Below are 17,330 nucleotides of genomic sequence, written 5' to 3'. Positions count from 1 at the left end.
CACCGGTATTGCAGGGACGTTAGGGTCGTGGCTGTGCCTGCTGTCTCTCCGCAGCCGATTCTGGCGCCGTTGACTCCGGCCGCGATCTTCCTGGTCGCCACCATCGGCGCCGACGGCGAGGCGACGGTGCACGACGCACTGTCGAAGATCTCCGGCCTGGTGCGTGCGATCGGCTTCCGTGACCCGACCAAACACTTGTCCGTGGTCGTCTCGATCGGGTCCGACGCCTGGGACCGCTTGTTCGCCGGACCTCGACCCACCGAGCTGCATCCGTTCGTCGAGCTGACCGGACCACGGCATACCGCCCCGGCAACTCCCGGCGATCTGTTGTTCCACATCCGGGCCGAGACCATGGACGTGTGCTTCGAGTTGGCTGGCCGCATTCTCAAGTCGATGGGCGATGCGGTGACCGTTGTCGACGAAGTGCACGGCTTCCGGTTTTTCGACAACCGTGATCTGCTGGGCTTTGTCGATGGCACCGAAAACCCAAGTGGCCCAATCGCCATCAAGGCCACCACGATCGGTGACGAGGATCGAAATTTCGCCGGCTCGTGTTATGTGCACGTGCAGAAGTATGTGCACGATATGGCCTCGTGGGAATCCCTCTCGGTCACCGAGCAGGAGCGTGTGATCGGCCGGACCAAGCTCGACGACATCGAACTCGACGACAACGCGAAGCCAGCCAATTCACACGTAGCGCTCAACGTCATCACCGACGACGACGGCACCGAGCGCAAGATCGTGCGACACAACATGCCGTTCGGCGAAGTCGGCAAGGGCGAGTACGGCACTTACTTCATCGGATATTCGCGCACGCCAACGGTGACCGAGCAGATGCTGCGCAACATGTTTCTCGGCGATCCGGCAGGCAACACCGATCGAGTGCTTGACTTTTCCACCGCGGTGACCGGCGGACTGTTCTTCTCACCCACCATCGACTTTCTCGACCATCCACCGCCCCTACCGCAGGCGGCGACGCCAACTCTGGCAGCCGGGTCGCTATCGATCGGCAGCTTGAAAGGAAGCCCCCGATGAACAATCTCTACCGCGATTTGGCACCGGTCACCGAAGCCGCTTGGGCGGAAATCGAATTGGAGGCGGCGCGGACGTTCAAGCGACACATCGCCGGGCGCCGGGTGGTCGATGTCAGTGATCCCGGGGGGCCCGTCACCGCGGCGGTCAGCACCGGCCGGCTGATCGATGTTAAGGCACCAACCAACGGCGTGATCGCCCACCTGCGGGCCAGCAAACCCCTTGTCCGGCTACGGGTTCCGTTTACCCTGTCGCGCAACGAGATCGACGACGTGGAACGTGGCTCTAAGGACTCCGATTGGGAACCGGTAAAGGAGGCGGCCAAGAAGCTGGCCTTCGTCGAGGACCGCACAATATTCGAAGGCTACAGCGCCGCATCAATCGAAGGGATCCGCAGCGCGAGTTCGAACCCGGCGCTGACGTTGCCCGAGGATCCCCGTGAAATCCCTGATGTCATCTCCCAGGCATTGTCCGAACTGCGGTTGGCCGGTGTGGACGGACCGTATTCGGTGTTGCTCTCTGCTGACGTCTACACCAAGGTTAGCGAGACTTCCGATCACGGCTATCCCATCCGTGAGCATCTGAACCGGCTGGTGGACGGGGACATCATTTGGGCCCCGGCCATCGACGGCGCGTTCGTGCTGACCACTCGAGGCGGCGACTTCGACCTACAGCTGGGCACCGACGTTGCAATCGGGTACGCCAGCCACGACACGGACACCGTGCGCCTCTACCTGCAGGAGACGCTGACGTTCCTTTGCTACACCGCCGAGGCGTCGGTCGCGCTCAGCCACTAAGGCACGAGCGCGAGCAATAGCTCCTATGGCAAGCGGCCGCGGGTTGGGTGTGTTCGGAGCTGGGCTGGTGGACGGTGCGCAGGGCCTGGAAGACGGTGCGGGCTAGGCGGCGTTTGAGGCAGCGTAGTGCTGCGCGTTTGGTTTTCCCGGCGTCTTGCAGCCTTTGGTAGTAGGCCTGGCCCCGGCTGTCGGTCATCCGGATTTGGGTCAGTGCGATGCGGTGTAGGGCGGCGTTGAGCTGGCGGTTGCCCGAGCGGCTGAGCCGCATCTGGCCGGCGGTGTTGCCCGACCACACCGGGATGGGAGCCACTGCGGCATGGCAGGCGAAGGCGGCTTCGCTTTTGAACCGGGTCACTCCGGCGGCTTCGCCGACGATTTTGGCTGCAGTCAGCTCCGCGCAGCCAGGGATTTCCAGCAGTGCGGGGGCGACCTGGTGGACTCGGGCGCTGATGCGCTGGGCTAGGGTGTTGATCTCGCCGGTGAGCCGGATGATGTCGGTCAGCTCGGCGCGCGCGAGTTCGGCGACCAATCCTGGCTGGGTGTCCAGCCAGGTCCGCAGGGCCTGCTGGTGCTTGGCGGCATCGAGCGAGCGTGCTGCCGGTGCCCGCTCGGGATCGAGTTCATGGACGAGCCAGCGCAACCGGTTGATCGCCGACGTGCGTTGGGCCACAAGGACATCTCGACGGTCAGTCAACAACTTCAACTCCCGCGACGTCTCGTCGTGGGTGGCCAGGGGTAGGTCGGTTTCACGCATCACCGCCCGCGCCACCGCCAGCGCATCGATCGGATCCGACTTGCCCCGACTGCGCGCCGACTTGCGGGTCTGGGCCATCAGCTTGGTGGGTACCCGCACCACCTGCTGGCCGGCCGCCAGTAGGTCACGCTCCAGACGCGCCGACATGTTGCGGCAGTCCTCGATGCCCCAGATCAGCTCGAGGCCGAACTGTTCACGGGCCCACATGATGGCTGTGGCGTGCCCGGCCGTGGTGGCCTTGACGGTCTTCTCACCGAGTTGGCGACCCACTTCGTCGGTGGCCACAAAGGTGTGGCTGTACTTGTGCGCATCGGTTCCAACAACAACCATGGTGGTTGCCTCTGAACCGCCCCGGTGAGTCCGGAGACTCTCTGATCTGAGACCTCAGCCGGCGGCTGGTCTCTGGCGTTGAGCGTAGTAGGCAGCCTCGAGTTCGACCGGCGGGACGTCGCCGCAGTACTGGTAGAGGCGGCGATGGTTGAACCAGTCGACCCAGCGCGCGGTGGCCAACTCGACATCCTCGATGGACCGCCAGGGCTTGCCGGGTTTGATCAGCTCGGTCTTGTATAGGCCGTTGATCGTCTCGGCTAGTGCATTGTCATAGGAGCTTCCGACCGCTCCGACCGACGGTTGGATGCCTGCCTCGGCGAGCCGCTCGCTGAACCGGATCGATGTGTACTGAGATCCCCTATCCGTATGGTGGATAACGTCTTTCAGGTCGAGTACGCCTTCTTGTTGGCGGGTCCAGATGGCTTGCTCGATCGCGTCGAGGACCATGGAGGTGGCCATCGTGGAAGCGACCCGCCAGCCCAGGATCCTGCGAGCGTAGGCGTCGGTGACAAAGGCCACGTAGGCGAACCCTGCCCAGGTCGACACATAGGTGAGGTCTGCTACCCACAGCCGGTTAGGTGCTGGTGGTCCGAAGCGGCGCTGGACGAGATCGGCGGGACGGGCTGTGGCCGGATCAGCGATCGTGGTCCTGCGGGCTTTGCCGCGGGTGGTCCCGGACAGGCCGAGTTTGGTCATCAGCCGTTCGACGGTGCATCTGGCCACCTCGATGCCCTCACGGTTCAGGGTTAGCCACACTTTGCGGGCACCGTAAACACCGTAGTTGGCGGCGTGGACGCGGCTGATGTGCTCCTTGAGTTCGCCATCGCGCAGCTCGCGGCGGCTGGGCTCCCGGTTGATGTGGTCGTAGTAGGTCGATGGGGCGATCGGCACACCCAGCTCGGTCAGCTGTGTGCAGATCGACTCGACACCCCACCGCAAACCATCGGGGCCCTCGCGGTGGCCCTGATGATCGGCGATGAACCGGGTAATTAGCGTGCTGGCCGGTCGAGCTCGGCCGCGAAGAAAGCCGACGCGGTCTTTAAAATCGCGTTCGCCCTTCGCAATTCGGCGTTGTCCCGCCGCAAGCGCTTCAGCTCAGCGGATTCTTCGGTCGTGGTCCCGGGCCGTGCGCCGGCATCGACCTGCGCCTGGCGCACCCACTTACGCACCGTCTCCGCGCAGCCAACACCAAGTAGACGGGCGACCTCACTGATCGCTGCCCACTCCGAATCGTGCTGACCGCGGATCTCTGCGACCATCCGCACCGCCCGCTCACGCAGCTCCGGCGGGTACCTCCTCGATGAACCACCTGACATGACCCCATCCTTTCCAAGAACTGGAGTCTCCGGACATGCCGGGGCGGTTCACCTCCTTCACTTGAGGGGGTGTTGAGGTTGGGCCGGTCGGCGGACACATCTCAGTCGGGGCGAAAGCCACGCTCCTATCAAGTCACGCCGGCCGGTCCTTCTCACCTAGTGCCGGCAATACTGCTCAACGCCAACCCCAAGAGGACGGCAGACGCAAAGTGAGCCAGACACCAGGTGATCCGGAACAAACCACCGCGACACGGCGTCTGTCACACCGACACACCCACCTCGCGGCACACACAACACCGACACTGAGACATAAAGGTCCCTTTTCGCACGGCGTGTCGAGAGCTTTTGCGTCTGGTGGGCGATAGGCCGGCACGGCTCACCGGCGCTAGGCGCGCGTAGCGTCGCTGGCAGAGTCCGACGAAAGGATCTTTGATTATGACCGCGGCCCAACAGGACCAGGCGCCAATGGCAACACCCGGCTGCCGTGAGGGTGAAACGTATGACGTCGTCGTGCTCGGCGCGGGACCCGTTGGACAGAACGTCGCCGATCGTGCCCGCGCGGGGGGCCTGCGTGTCGCGGTGGTGGAGCGCGAACTCGTCGGGGGTGAATGCTCCTATTGGGCCTGTGTGCCCAGCAAAGCCTTGCTGCGTCCGGTCATCGCGATCTCTGACGCCCGACGGGTCGACGGCGCGCGCGAAGCAGTCGACGGCTCGATCAACACAGCCGGCGTCTTTGGCCGCCGCAACCGCTATGTGGCCCACTGGGACGACACCGGCCAGGCCGACTGGGTGAGTGGAATCGGCGCGACGCTGATACGCGGTGACGGGCGATTGGACGGTCCGCGCCGCGTCGTCGTCACCAAGTCGAGCGGCGAAAGCGTGGCGCTGACCGCCCGGCATGCCGTTGTCATCTGCACCGGAAGCCGGCCAGCACTCCCCGACCTTCCTGGCATCACCGAAGCCCGGCCATGGACCAATCGCCAAGCCACCGACAACAGTACGGTCCCCGACCGGCTTGCGATCGTCGGCGCCGGCGGCGTCGGTGTGGAGATGGCGACCGCCTGGCAGGGACTGGGCGCCTCGGTGACCCTGCTGGCTCGGGGATCTGGCCTGCTGCCCCGAATGGAACCGTTTGTGGGGGAACTCATCGGTCGCGGACTGGCCGACGCCGGCGTTGACGTGCGCGTGGGAGTATCGGTACGCGCGCTGGGCCGCCCCAACCCAACTGGCCCAGTGGTCCTCGAGCTGGACGACGGTACCGAGCTGCGGGTCGACGAGGTACTCTTCGCCACCGGCCGAGCACCGCGAACCGACGACATCGGCTTGGAGACAATAGGACTGACGCCGGGCAGCTGGCTGGACGTCGATGACACCTGCCGAGTGCGGGCTGTTGACGACGGCTGGCTCTATGCCGCCGGCGACGTCAACCATCGCGCGTTGCTGACCCACCAAGGCAAATACCAGGCGCGGATCGCCGGCACCGCGATCGGCGCCCGTGCCGCCGGACGACCGCTAGACACCACGTCGTGGGGCATGCACGCGACCACCGCCGACCATCACGCGGTGCCGCAGGCATTCTTTACCGACCCCGAAGCCGCAGCGGTCGGCCTGACAGCTGATCAGGCCGCACAGGCTGGTCACCGGATCAAAGCGATCGATGTCGAAATCGGCGATGTCGTTATGGGAGCCAAGCTCTTTGCCGACGGATACACCGGCAGGGCGCGCATGGTGGTCGACGTCGATCGGGGCCATCTGCTGGGCGTGACCATGGTTGGCCCGGGCGCCGCCGAGCTGTTGCATTCGGCCACCGTCGCCGTCGCCGGCCAGGTGCCAATCGATCGGTTGTGGCACGCCGTTCCGTGCTTCCCGACCATCAGCGAACTGTGGCTGAGACTTCTTGAATCCTACCGAGATTCGTTTTACCTGCTGGTATAGCCAACCCGCCGCCGCGCCGCTGAACCCACGGGGGGACTGCGGTGGTCTGCGGCGGTTCCCGAGCGCTCGGCCGGTGCCGGGCGTGGATCAAGCTGCCTGGGTGCTACCCGCTCTAAGCAGAAGCCTCGTCGAGCGGCGCGAGCACAGTCACCGCGACGGGCCGGGTCAGCAATTCACCGACCTGTGCCCGGTAGTTCAGATAGTGCGGCGAACCGCGGTGCTCGTCGAGCGCGATGCGGCTGCGGTACCGTTCGAAAAGCACCAGCTCGCCGCCGTCGGCGCTCTCGTAGAGGTCGTAGCTACGGCATCCGTCCTCGGCCCGTGTCGGGGTAATCATTGCGTCCAAGAGAGCGCGCAGGGCCGACCTAGCGTCAGGCCGTGGCATGAACCGGGCGATGACCGCGACGGGTGACGTCATGGCTGACCTTCTTCCGCTGCTACCGCGCACGCACGCTTGACGTGGTGAGTATAAGACGTTTTAATACGTCTTATGACATCTGTCAAGCTGGACCTGGACGCTGCCGATCTGCGGATATCGCGTGGCAGCGTGCCGGCGAGTACCCAGCTTGCCGAGGCGCTAAAGGCCCAGATCATCCAGCAGCGGCTGCCGCGCGGCGGGCGCTTGCCCAGCGAACGAGAATTGATCGACCGTTCCGGTTTGAGCCGCGTGACCGTGCGCGCGGCGGTCGGCATGCTGCAACGTCAGGGATGGCTAGTGCGCCGGCAAGGCTTGGGTACCTTCGTCGCCGATCCGGTGGAACAGGAGCTCAGTTGCGGCGTGCGCACCATCACAGAGGTGTTGTTGAGCTGTGGTGTTACCCCGCAGGTCGACGTGCTGTCACACCAGACCGGACCGGCGCCGCAACGGATTTCCGAGACGCTGGGTTTGGTTGAGGTCCTCTGTATTCGCCGGCGCATCCGCACTGGCGATCAACCCTTGGCCCTGGTCACGGCCTATCTTCCGCCCGGCGTGGGCCCAGCCGTCGAGCCGTTGCTATCGGGCAGCGCGGACACCGAAACCACATATGCGATGTGGGAGCGGCGACTGGGTGTACGCATTGCACAGGCTACCCACGAAATCCATGCCGCCGGGGCCTCCCCCGACGTAGCCGACGCGTTGGGTCTGGCGGTGGGTTCGCCGGTACTGGTCGTCGACCGCACCAGCTACACCAATGACGGCAAGCCCCTTGAAGTGGTCGTGTTCCACCATCGCCCCGAGCGGTACCAGTTCTCCGTCACGTTACCCCGAACGTTGCCCGGATCAGGTGCCGGAATTATCGAGAAACGAGATTTCGCATGAACGCCAAAGACGACCCGCACTTCGGACTCATGTTGGCTGCGACGGTTAATGGCCTGGCGGTCGGCAGTTACCGCGAAATGGTTGTCGTCTCGCAGACGGCGGAAGAATACGGATTCGATTCAGTGTGGTTATGCGACCACTTCCTGACGATAAGCCCCGGCGAGTATGCGAAGGTCGCCGGCATCGCCGCCGACACCGGCTCCGCGACCGGCACCGAAACCGGCGGGGCGGGCCAGTGCGCCCCTTCGAGGTCGCTGCCCCTGCTCGAGTGCTGGACCGCACTTGCGGCATTGTCCCGCGACACCACGAAGCTGCGGTTGGGCACCAGCGTGCTGTGCAATTCCTACCGTCATCCTTCCGTGCTGGCCAAGATGGCTGCGACGCTGGACGTCATTTCCCAGGGACGTCTCGATCTGGGATTGGGCGCCGGCTGGTTTCGGCGCGAGTCGCAAGCCTACGGCATCCCGTTCCCGCCGGTTGGCGACCGAGTCTCCGCGCTTGCCGAGTCGCTGCAGGTCATCAAGGCCGTGTGGACCGAGCCAAACCCCACCTACGCCGGCCGGTTTTACACCTTGGACGGCGCCACCTGCGATCCGCCGCCGGTGCAACGGCCACATCCTCCGTTGTGGATCGGCGGGGAAGGCGACCGGGTCCAGCGCATCGCCGCTAAGCATGCCCAGGGCCTGAACGTGCGCTGGTGGTCGCCGCAGCAAGTCACCCAACGCCGCGGATTTCTCACCCAGGCGTCGGAGGCGGCCGGGCGTGACCCCGACACGCTGCGACTGTCGGTCACGCTGCTGCTGGCACCCACCCAGTCCGGCGAGGAAGAAGTCCGGATCCGCGAAGAATTCGCGTCCATCCCCGAGCCGGGGCTCATCGTCGGGACACCCGACAGGTGTGTCGAGCGCATTCGTGAATACCAGGACCGCGGTGTCGGCCATTTTCTCTTCACGATTCCACACGTCGTGAAGTCCGATTATCTGCACATCATCGGCAGTGACATCATTCCGCGGGTCAAAACTGAGGTCACGATTCCATGACGCTAGCCAACAATGGAACCGGCATGGACCACTTTCTGACGCCCACGGAGTACCTCGACGCGGGCCATCCGCTCGTTCGTACGACGGCAGCAACCCTCATCCGGGACGCGGTGTCGGATACCGAGCGGGTCAGGCGGATCTACTACTACGTGCGCGACGTGCCATACGACGTCCTCGCGTCCTTTCGCTACCTCGCGCAGGGACATCACCGCGCCAGCGACGTGATCGGCCACGGGGTCGCCTTCTGCATGGGCAAGGCAAGTTCCTTCGTCGCCCTGTGCCGAGCCGCCGGTGTCCCGGCCCGTATCGCGTTCCAGACGATCGACGCCCCCGATAAGGAGTTTCTGTCCCCGCAGGTACGTGCCCTATGGGGAGGCCGAACTGGCCGGCCCTTCCCGTGGCACTCGCTGGGTGAGGCATATCTTGGTCGGCGATGGGTCAAGCTGGACGCCACCATCGACGCACCCACCGCCGCCCGCCTCGGCAAGCCCTACCGGCAAGAATTCGACGGAGCTACCCCGATCCCGACGGTGGAAGGAACCATCCTGCGGGAAAACGGCAGCTACGCCGACTATCCCAGCGCGGTCGCGCAATGGTACGAACGAATCGCTCAGTCGGTCCTGAAGGCGTTGCAGTCCACCGAAGTACACGCCTTGGTAGCCGCTGACGAGGAACTGTGGACCGGCCCCCCGGTTGAATTGGCCGACGCAACCCACCGACTGTGAATCTCACGACGCCTCCGCCGCGTGTCGCGTCGTGCCATTCACAGTGGCCGGGCTGCCCCGCGTCGCTCAGGGAATTCTCATCTTGTTCTTCGCAACCGGGTTCCCAGCTCAAAGGATTCACCAAGGCGCCGGCCGCATCATGAGTTCATGACTGAGTCGATAGGCGAGCCGCTGAGCACCAACCTGATCGAGCGCTACCTGCGCGCCCGCGGCCGGCGATACTTCCGTGGCCACCACGACGCCGAGTTCTTCTTCGTCGCCAACGCCCACCTGCGGCTGCACGTCCACCTAGAAATCTCTCCCGCCTACCGCGACGTGTTCACGATCAGGGTCAGTCCCGCATACTTCTTCCCCGCCACCGACCACACCCGGTTGGCGGAGATCGTCAACGCGTGGAACCTGCAGAACCACGAGGTCACCGCGATCGTGCACGGGTCCTCTGATCCGCACCGCATCGGCGTGGCCGCAGAGCGGTCCTTGATCAGGGACCGCATCCGGTTCGACGATTTCGCCACCTTCGTCGACAACGCCGTCTCGGCCGCGACGGAGCTCTTCGGTCAGCTGACGGCAGCCGGATTACCTCCAACCGCGACGCCGCCGTTGCTGCGAGACGCCGGGTGAGCGTGAGCGGGTGACCTCAGCCCGTCAGAACGGCATCCAGCGCTGAATAGAACAGACCCAGTCCGTCGTCGGACGGCCCGGTCAACGCTTCAATCGCATGTTCGGGGTGCGGCATCAGGCCGACGACACGGCCGTTGGCTGAGCAGATGCCGGCGATGTCGCGCAGCGAGCCGTTGACGTTGTCATGGTAGCGGAACACCACCCGGCCTTCGCCTTCTAGTTCGTCAAGCACCTTCTCCGGCGCCACGTAACGGCCCTCGCCGGACTTCAGCGGAACCAACAGGTCGGCGTCAGGCTCGAAACGCGATGTCCACGCCGTCGACGTCGACGCTACCCGCAGCCACACATCCCGGCAGATGAAGTGCAATCCCACGTTGCGGGTCAGGGCACCAGGTAGTAGCCCGGCCTCACACAGCACCTGAAAGCCGTTGCAAATCCCCAACACCGGCATGCCGCGGTCCGCGGCAGCTACCACTTCGTCCATCACCGGAGCGAATCTGGCGATCGCTCCGGCCCGGAGGTAGTCACCGTAGGAAAATCCGCCGGGCACCACTACGGCGTCGACACCCTTAAGGTCGGCGTCGGCATGCCACAGGCTGACCACCTCGGCGCCCACCTGCCGCGCCGCGCGCGCGGCGTCGACGTCGTCGAGCGTGCCGGGAAACGTGACGACACCGATGCGCGCCGTCACTGCGGGTCCCGGCTGATCGTCCAGTCCTCGATCACGGTGTTGGCCAACAGTGATTCTGCGATCTCGGCAAGCGTGGTGTCATCAACCGTATCGTCGACCTCCAGCTCAAACCTCTTGCCCTGACGCACATCTGATATTCCGAGATGCCCAAGCCGCCCCAGCGCACCGACAATCGCCTGGCCCTGCGGGTCAAGAATCTCCGCCTTGGGCATCACATGCACGACCACCCTGGCCACCGGCGCTCCTCCTCAGATCTGCCCGCCGCGCCCGGCGACAGCGGCCGCCAGGAGCCGGGCAATGATTCCCGCGCCAACTCTACCGGCGGCAGGTGCCCCGCCTGGTCACGGGCACGAGCCGATGTAGGCTTCGCATAACGGCGCGGTCAGGGCGTCCAGAACCGCGGAGTCCGCAACCGTAGGCCACGGAACTTGTGGCGGCCCGGACGACCACAAGGTGAGTTCGCTGATCGTGCTGCTTGATACGTGCGCGACCAGGTAGGTGTACATGATGACCGGCCCGCTGATCACCGCGGCCATCCGGGTCGGTTCGTCGTCGGTGACCGACGGCGACTGCAGCGGTGCGCCCAGCTGGCAGGCGCGTAACGCGGCGACGGCGGTGCCAAACACCGACGCCGCGATCTGGCCACCGCGGGCGGTGTCCCCGCGCCAGTGCAGCACCTGAGCCTGCAACTGCCACTGGCCGTCGGGGTGGACCACCGTGACCCGGCCCGCGACCGCCCAATCGCGGCTGTCGTGCGGGAACGCCGGCGTGGCGCACACCTGCTCGAACCCGAAACGTGGTGTCGCCCTGGTCACCGCCACTGCCGCGCCGGCCATTGCCGGCCAACGGTATTGCGAGTTCAACGGCACGGCGTGGGTGCTGATCCACGCGGTAGCAGGAATCTGGTCGCATATCGGCGGGCAGGTTTCCGGCTCAGCCTGGGCGCTAGGCGCGGCCATGAGCGTCGCCAACAAGCGACCGGCGACCAGCATCGTCGCCAGGATCAACCGCATCGGAAACGCCCCCATAAGGGCACAATCGTAAACATGCAACTCACGCATTTCGGCCATTCCTGCCTCCTCGCTGAGTTCGGTCAAACCCGCCTGCTCTTCGATCCCGGTACTTTCTCGCACGGCTTCGAGGGAATCACCGGTTTGTCCGCGATCTTGATCACCCACCAGCACCCCGATCACATAGACGTCACGCGGCTGCCGACCCTGCTCGAGGACAACCCGGCTGCCGAGCTGTACGCCGATCCGCAGACGGCGGCGCAGCTGGGCGAGCCATGGCGGGCGGTGCACGTTGGCGACGAGCTGCCGTTAGCGGAGCTGACCGTCCGTGCGGTCGGCGGTTGCCACGCGGTGATCCACCCGGAAATCCCTGTGATAGAGAACATTTCGTATCTGGTGGGCGACAGTAAACATCGGGCAAGACTGATGCATCCCGGTGACGCGTTGTTCGTTCCCGGCGAGCAGGTGGACGTACTGGCCACTCCCGCCGCGGCCCCATGGATGAAGATCTCCGAGGCGGTCGACTACCTGCGGGCCGTAGCTCCGGCACGAGCGGTACCCATCCACCAAGCCATCGTCGCTCCGGACGCCAGGGGTATCTACTACGGCCGGCTCACCGAGATGACCACCACCGACTTTCAGGTGTTGCCCGAGGAAAGCGCGGTCACCTTCTAGCGCGAGCAATAGCTCCTATGTCAAGCGGCCACAACTAGCGGATATCCTCGGCGGCCCCGCGGCCGGCAGCGCGGCCGGAAAATATGCATCCACCCAGGAAGGTGCCCTCCAAGGCCCGGTAGCCATGGACACCGCCCCCGCCGAACCCGGCGACCTCGCCGGCTGCATACAACCCGGCCAGTGGCGTACCGTCGGCCTTGAGCACCCGAGCATCTAAGTCAGTTTCGATGCCACCCAACGTCTTTCGAGTCAGGATGTGCAGCTTGACCGCGATCAGCGGCCCGGCCTTCGGATCGGTCAACCGATGTGGCGCCACCACCCGGCCAAATCGGTCGCCTCGGTAGCGGCGAGCGGCACGAATCGCGGTGATCTGTCCATCCTTGCTGTACTTATTGACCACCTCACGATCGCGCGCAGTGACCGCGGCTGCCACCGTCTCGTAGTCCAGCGGCACCACATCGGGCAACTCGTTCATCGCGGCCACCAACTCGCGCAACGAGTTCGCGTGGACGCAGTCCACACCACGATCGATGAATGCCTGCACCGGTCCGGGCGGGCCGGCGTGAGCCCGAGAGCGCAACAGCTGGCCCAGGCGCCGACCGGTCAAGTCAGGGTTCTGCTCCTGACCGGACAGCGCGAATTCCTTCTCGATTATCTTGGCATTCAACACGAACCAGGTGTAGTCATGTCCAGACTTGGTGATGTACTCCAATGTGCCGAGGGTGTCGAACCCGGGAAACAACGGTACCGGCAACCGCTTGCCCGCGGCATCCAGCCATAGCGACGACGGCCCCGGAATAATCCGGATACCGTGCCGCGGCCAGATCGGGTCGTAGTTGGTAATGCCTTCGGTGTAATGCCACATCCGGTCCGGATTGATCACCGCAGCCCCGGCCTTTTGAGCGATGCCGATCATCCTGCCATCAACGTGCGCGGGCACCCCGCTCAACAGTTGCTTGGGAATGCGGCCCATCCGTCTCGGCCAGTTTTTGCGCACCAGCTCATGATTGCCACCGATACCACCACTGGCGACGATCACCGCTGACGCGCGAAACTCGAATTTCCCCACAGACTTTCGCGACGAAGGCGCGCCGCGCGGCTCATCCGAGGGCTCCAGCACGGTACCCCGAACGCCTGTCACCGCGTTACCCTCGACGATCAGTTTGTCGACCTGGTGGCGGTGCGCAAAGCGCACCGTGGGGCGATCACGCAGCTGACGCACGAATATGTCGACCAGAGCCGGCCCAGTACCCCAGGTGATGTGGAAACGGGGCACCGAGTTGCCGTGCCCCTGCGCGTCGTAACCACCACGCTCGGCCCAGCCCACCAGCGGAAAGATCTTCAGCCCGCGGGCCCGCAGCCAGCTGCGCTTCTCCCCCGCCGCGAAATCGACGTAAGCATGCGCCCATTGTTCGGGCCAGTAGTCCTCGGGCCGGTCGAACGCCGCCGTCCCCAGCCAATCCTGCAGAGCAAGCTCATGGCTATCACGGATGCCCAAGCGGCGCTGCTCGGGACTGTTGACCAAGAACAAACCGCCGAACGACCAGAAGGCCTGCCCGCCCACGTTGGCCCGATTCTCCTGGTCGAGGATCAGCACCCGTAGGCCGCGGTCGGCCAACTCACAAGCGGCTACCAGGCCCGCTAATCCGGCTCCCACGACAATGGCATCAGCGGTGAGCCCCTCGGCATCTGAACCGGCTACAGCATCGCTCATGTCGGTACAGGTTAACGCCACCGATCAGGCGCTCGGTCAGGCCGCGTCGAGTACCGCCGCATCGGCTCGCCACCGGTACACCATCGGTGTGCACCCCTGCAGCATCGCCAGGTCGACGGCATCGAGCATCGCCTGCAGCGGACCGGACTTGCGCAAATGACGGGCGGCCACCGCAATCCGGACGACGCCCCCACGCCGGGCGATCCGCTCGGCCGACATCACCACCATCCGGCACCACCAGGGCTCCGCCAGGAAACCCTCGCCGATGCCCAGCACGCGGGCACGCACGGTGGTGAGCCGAACCAGATCCGTGATTCCATGGAGATCCGCAAGCAGCCGAAATCCATTGGCCGGCAACGCTGTACGGACACCTGGTGATACCAGCCAGCCCGGTGCCGCAAACAGTCGGGTTCGCAGCCCAAGGTGTTCGAGCACCCGGTCGGCGGCCATCAGCCGCAGGTTGGCCTCGTGTGCGCGCAGCATTGCGAATTCGCCGCGCCGCCTCTTGGTGGCCGCTTCGTCGTAGCCATGCAGTACCAGAGCGTCGCCGGCGGCCCGGCGACCGGTCAGCCAGTCGACGGTGCGTGGGTCGCGGTCGAGCCGGTAGTCATCGCGCATACGCGGAGCCACCAGCAACGATACCGGCACCGAGCGGGCGTCCATTTCCGCGCAGAACGCGTCGACATCGGCCAGGGTGCTCTCACCTATCCCCGAGACCGACACGAGCAGTTTTCCAGACACGCTTGCAGTCTGCCGATTCCAGGTTTCCGGACGGTGAAGGACACGCGGACAGCAGGCGTATATCTGGACCCTGACCAGCGCAGAACGAGCGCACGTCGGCTCGGCGCCAGGGCCATGACCCGACGCCGGAACCAAGCACCGCCCGACATCCTCGCGCGGTACCCGTGACCGGTATCGATATGCTCGGCAACGCCATGGTTGAAGCGTGTCCCGCGGAAGGCGATGCCCCGGTGCCCATCACCCCCGCGGGGCGGCCCCGCTCTGGCCAACGCAGCTATCCCGATAGGCTCGATGTGGGGTTGCTTCGGACCGCCGGAGTGTGTGTCCTGGCCTCGGTGATGGCACATGTGGACGTCACCGTGGTCAGCGTCGCGCAACGCACCTTCGTTGCCGATTTCGGGTCCACCCAGGCCGTCGTGGCCTGGACCATGACCGGCTACATGCTCGCGTTGGCCACTGTGATCCCGACAGCCGGTTGGGCGGCCGACCGGTTCGGCACCAGGCGGCTTTTCATGGGTTCGGTATTGGCGTTCACCCTCGGCTCACTGCTGTGCGCAGTAGCACCAAACATCTTGCTGCTCATCATATTTCGTGTTGTCCAGGGTTTCGGTGGGGGCATGCTGACGCCGGTGTCCTTTGCCATCTTGGCCCGTGAGGCGGGCCCGAAGCGGCTGGGGCGCGTGATGGCGGTGGTGGGCATTCCGATGCTGCTCGGCCCGGTCGGTGGGCCGATCCTGGGTGGTTGGCTCATCGGGGCCTACGGCTGGCGTTGGATTTTCTTGGTCAACCTGCCGGTCGGGCTGTCCGCGCTCGTCTTGGCGGCGATCGTGTTCCCAAGAGATCGCCCGGCAGCGTCGGAAAACTTCGACTACATGGGCCTCTTGTTGCTGTCGCCGGGCCTGGCGACCTTCCTGTTCGGGGTGTCATCTAGCCCCGCCCGTGGAACGATGGCCGATCGGCACGTGTTGATACCGGCGATCACCGGCCTGGCGTTGATCGCGGCATTCGTCGCACATTCGTGGTACCGCACAGAACATCCGCTCATAGACATGCGCTTGTTCCAGAACCGAGCGGTCGCGCAGGCCAACATGACGATGACGGTGCTCTCCCTCGGGCTGTTTGGCTCCTTCTTGCTGCTCCCGAGCTACCTCCAGCAAGTGTTGCACCAATCACCGATGCAATCGGGGGTGCATATCATCCCACAGGGCCTCGGTGCCATGCTGGCGATGCCGATCGCCGGAGCGATGATGGACCGACGGGGACCGGCCAAGATCGTGCTGGTTGGGATCATGCTGATCGCTGCGGGGTTGGGCACCTTCGCCTTTGGTGTCGCGCGGCAAGCGGACTACTTACCCATTCTGCCGACCGGGCTGGCAATCATGGGCATGGGCATGGGCTGCTCCATGATGCCACTGTCCGGGGCGGCAGTGCAGACCCTGGCCCCACATCAGATCGCTCGCGGTTCGACGCTGATCAGCGTCAACCAGCAGGTGGGCGGTTCGATAGGGACCGCACTGATGTCGGTGCTGCTCACCTACCAGTTCAATCACAGCGAAATCATCGCTACTGCAAAGAAAGTCGCACTGACCCCAGAGAGTGGCGCCGGGCGGGGGGCGGCGGTTGACCCTTCCTCGCTACCGCGCCAAACCAACTTCGCGGCCCAACTGCTGCATGACCTTTCGCACGCCTACGCGGTGGTATTCGTGATAGCGACCGCGCTAGTGGTCTCGACGCTGATCCCCGCGGCATTCCTGCCGAAACAGCAGGCTAGTCATCGAAGAGCACCGTTGCTATCCGCATGACGTCTGCTTCACGTCAGCGTTGACCGCATCGTCGAGCCACAGCGTCGAAAAGCCGTGCACCAGCGACCAGGTCGCCAGCTCGGCACCCGCCGGATTCGCCCGGGCGTTGGGATCGCGCAGCGCCGCCACCCCGCGCGCCAGCTCGGCGGCAGCGGCGGTCTCGGCGTCGACCAGTTCGGAATCGGAGCCGTCGAGCAGCCGAGCTCACTTCACGCCGCCCCTGCGCGGCCACCTCATCGCCATCGTTTCACCCGGGCTGCTTGCGCCCGGCCTGCTGGTCACCATCACCGGTGCGCTGGAGGCTCCTGGTCGCCGTGGGCCTGTTGCTGCCCGACACCCGCATGGCAGCGGCGGTATGCTCGCTGGCGCTGATGCTGGCCATGTTCGGAGCCAATGTCTACGCATCCCGAATGGCCGATCCCACCGGCTATGCTGGCGCAGCGCCATCGAGGTCGTTTCCCTGGCCGCCGCCGTAACGGTCGCTGTCGGCAGTAGCTAGCAACCACCCGTATTGAAACGCGGTCTCCTTCCAGCGCTCGTAGCGGCCACTGATCCCACCATGACCGGCGTGCATCTGGGTCTTCAACAGCACGGAATTGCCGTCGGTCTTGGCGTGCCGCAACGCGGCCACCCACTTGGCCGGCTCCACGTAATAGACCCTGGTGTCGTTCAGCGACGTCATTGCCAGGATGGCCGGGTACTTTTGGGCCGTGACGTTCTCGTACGGCGAATACGATTTCACATAGGCATAGACATCGCTGTCGTTCAACGGATTTCCCCATTCGTCCCACTCGGTGACGGTCAGCGGCAACGATGGATCCAAGATGGTGGTCAGCGGGTCCACGAA

16 protein-coding genes and 7 other annotated features are annotated in these 17,330 nt (G+C 65.0%); of the genes, 9 read left to right on the top strand and 7 right to left on the bottom strand.

The window, feature by feature from the left end:
• Window positions 1-27 precede the first annotated feature (27 nt).
• A complete protein-coding gene (locus Rv0799c; RefSeq protein ID NP_215314.1) occupies window positions 28-1,035 on the top strand; it encodes a hypothetical protein in 1,008 nt (335 codons plus the stop codon).
• Window positions 1,032-1,829, top strand: coding sequence for a hypothetical protein (gene cfp29, locus Rv0798c; protein NP_215313.1), 798 nt, complete (start codon window positions 1,032-1,034; stop codon window positions 1,827-1,829). The genes Rv0799c and cfp29 overlap by 4 nt, the downstream gene beginning before the upstream one ends.
• Here the strand turns inward: cfp29 and Rv0797 are convergent.
• Entirely contained in the window at window positions 1,819-2,913 is a 1,095-nt protein-coding gene (locus Rv0797) for an insertion sequence element IS1547 transposase (protein NP_215312.1), read from the bottom strand. The genes cfp29 and Rv0797 overlap by 11 nt on opposite strands.
• Window positions 1,822-2,913 (bottom strand) — a mobile genetic element (IS1547-1, len: 1092 nt. Insertion sequence IS1547.). Its footprint overlaps the gene before it by 1,092 nt.
• 8 nt (window positions 2,914-2,921) lie before the next feature.
• Window positions 2,922-2,925, bottom strand: a repeat region (4 bp direct repeat: GAGG, at the left end of IS6110).
• Window positions 2,926-2,953: a repeat region (28 bp inverted repeat at the right end of IS6110,TGAACCGCCCCGGTGAGTCCGGAGACTC), on the top strand.
• Window positions 2,926-4,280 (bottom strand) — a mobile genetic element (IS6110-1, len: 1355 nt. Insertion sequence IS6110.). Its footprint overlaps the feature before it by 28 nt.
• Window positions 2,968-4,229 (bottom strand) — a sequence feature (similar to insertion sequence element IS986/IS6110 transposase; Putative transposase for IS6110. Identical to many other M. tuberculosis IS6110 transposase subunits. The transposase described here may be made by a frame shifting mechanism during translation, the sequence UUUUAAAG maybe responsible for such a frameshifting event (see McAdam et al., 1990).). It overlaps the preceding feature by 1,262 nt.
• Window positions 4,253-4,280: a repeat region (28 bp inverted repeat at the left end of IS6110,TGAACCGCCCCGGCATGTCCGGAGACTC), on the bottom strand.
• Window positions 4,281-4,284, bottom strand: a repeat region (4 bp direct repeat: GAGG, at the right end of IS6110).
• Between the two features lie 380 nt (window positions 4,285-4,664).
• Here Rv0797 and Rv0794c point away from each other — a divergent pair.
• Entirely contained in the window at window positions 4,665-6,164 is a 1,500-nt protein-coding gene (locus Rv0794c) for an oxidoreductase (protein YP_177756.1), read from the top strand.
• 112 nt (window positions 6,165-6,276) lie between these two features.
• Here the strand turns inward: Rv0794c and Rv0793 are convergent, their stop codons facing one another.
• Window positions 6,277-6,582 carry a monooxygenase gene (locus Rv0793; RefSeq protein NP_215308.1) on the bottom strand — a complete coding sequence of 102 codons (306 nt, stop codon included), beginning with the start codon at window positions 6,580-6,582 and terminating at the stop codon, window positions 6,277-6,279.
• 72 nt (window positions 6,583-6,654) lie between these two features.
• Here Rv0793 and Rv0792c point away from each other — a divergent pair, with 72 nt between their 5' ends.
• From Rv0792c to Rv0789c, 4 genes are read left to right on the top strand one after another with little or no spacing between them, the layout of a single operon-like run.
• Complete coding sequence (locus Rv0792c; RefSeq protein NP_215307.1) at window positions 6,655-7,464, top strand: transcriptional regulator; 810 nt, start codon at window positions 6,655-6,657, stop codon at window positions 7,462-7,464.
• On the top strand, window positions 7,461-8,504 hold the full coding sequence (locus tag Rv0791c; protein NP_215306.1) for a hypothetical protein: 1,044 nt from the start codon (window positions 7,461-7,463) through the stop codon (window positions 8,502-8,504). The genes Rv0792c and Rv0791c overlap by 4 nt, the downstream gene beginning before the upstream one ends.
• Window positions 8,501-9,229 (top strand): hypothetical protein, encoded by a 729-nt coding sequence (locus Rv0790c; protein NP_215305.1) that lies wholly within the window; start codon window positions 8,501-8,503, stop codon window positions 9,227-9,229. Before Rv0791c ends, Rv0790c begins: the two co-directional genes overlap by 4 nt.
• A 21-nt stretch (window positions 9,230-9,250) precedes the next feature.
• Complete coding sequence (locus Rv0789c; RefSeq protein NP_215304.1) at window positions 9,251-9,850, top strand: hypothetical protein; 600 nt, start codon at window positions 9,251-9,253, stop codon at window positions 9,848-9,850.
• A gap of 16 nt (window positions 9,851-9,866) precedes the next feature.
• Here the strand turns inward: Rv0789c and purQ are convergent, their stop codons facing one another.
• From purQ to Rv0787, 3 genes are all read right to left on the bottom strand, one after another.
• Window positions 9,867-10,541 (bottom strand): phosphoribosylformylglycinamidine synthase, encoded by a 675-nt coding sequence (gene purQ / locus Rv0788; protein NP_215303.1) that lies wholly within the window; start codon window positions 10,539-10,541, stop codon window positions 9,867-9,869.
• A complete protein-coding gene (locus Rv0787A; protein ID YP_177755.1) occupies window positions 10,538-10,777 on the bottom strand; it encodes a hypothetical protein in 240 nt (79 codons plus the stop codon). The genes purQ and Rv0787A overlap by 4 nt, the downstream gene beginning before the upstream one ends.
• Window positions 10,778-10,882: 105 nt before the next feature.
• Window positions 10,883-11,842, bottom strand: a complete 960-nt coding sequence (locus tag Rv0787; RefSeq protein ID NP_215301.1) for a hypothetical protein — start codon at window positions 11,840-11,842, stop codon at window positions 10,883-10,885.
• Here Rv0787 and Rv0786c point away from each other — a divergent pair.
• Window positions 11,588-12,226, top strand: coding sequence for a hypothetical protein (locus Rv0786c; protein NP_215300.2), 639 nt, complete (start codon window positions 11,588-11,590; stop codon window positions 12,224-12,226). The genes Rv0787 and Rv0786c overlap by 255 nt on opposite strands.
• Before the next feature lie 34 nt (window positions 12,227-12,260).
• Here Rv0786c and Rv0785 read toward each other — a convergent pair whose 3' ends face one another.
• Together Rv0785 and Rv0784 are read right to left on the bottom strand one after the other, a co-directional pair.
• A complete protein-coding gene (locus Rv0785; RefSeq protein NP_215299.1) occupies window positions 12,261-13,961 on the bottom strand; it encodes a KsdD-like steroid dehydrogenase in 1,701 nt (566 codons plus the stop codon).
• A gap of 15 nt (window positions 13,962-13,976) precedes the next feature.
• Window positions 13,977-14,663 (bottom strand): hypothetical protein, encoded by a 687-nt coding sequence (locus Rv0784; protein ID NP_215298.1) that lies wholly within the window; start codon window positions 14,661-14,663, stop codon window positions 13,977-13,979.
• 197 nt (window positions 14,664-14,860) lie between these two features.
• On the opposite strand from Rv0784, the gene emrB reads away from it, so the two are divergent.
• The gene (gene emrB, locus Rv0783c) at window positions 14,861-16,483 is read left to right on the top strand and encodes a multidrug resistance protein EmrB (RefSeq protein ID NP_215297.1); all 1,623 of its coding nucleotides are present in this window, start codon (window positions 14,861-14,863) and stop codon (window positions 16,481-16,483) included.
• Window positions 16,484-17,330: the final 847 nt, after the last annotated feature.

The organism is Mycobacterium tuberculosis H37Rv (assembly GCF_000195955.2).
In the GTDB taxonomy this organism is placed as follows: domain Bacteria; phylum Actinomycetota; class Actinomycetes; order Mycobacteriales; family Mycobacteriaceae; genus Mycobacterium; species Mycobacterium tuberculosis.
Note: the sequence above shows the minus strand (reverse complement) of the source record. Positions and strands in the feature narration are given on the sequence as shown.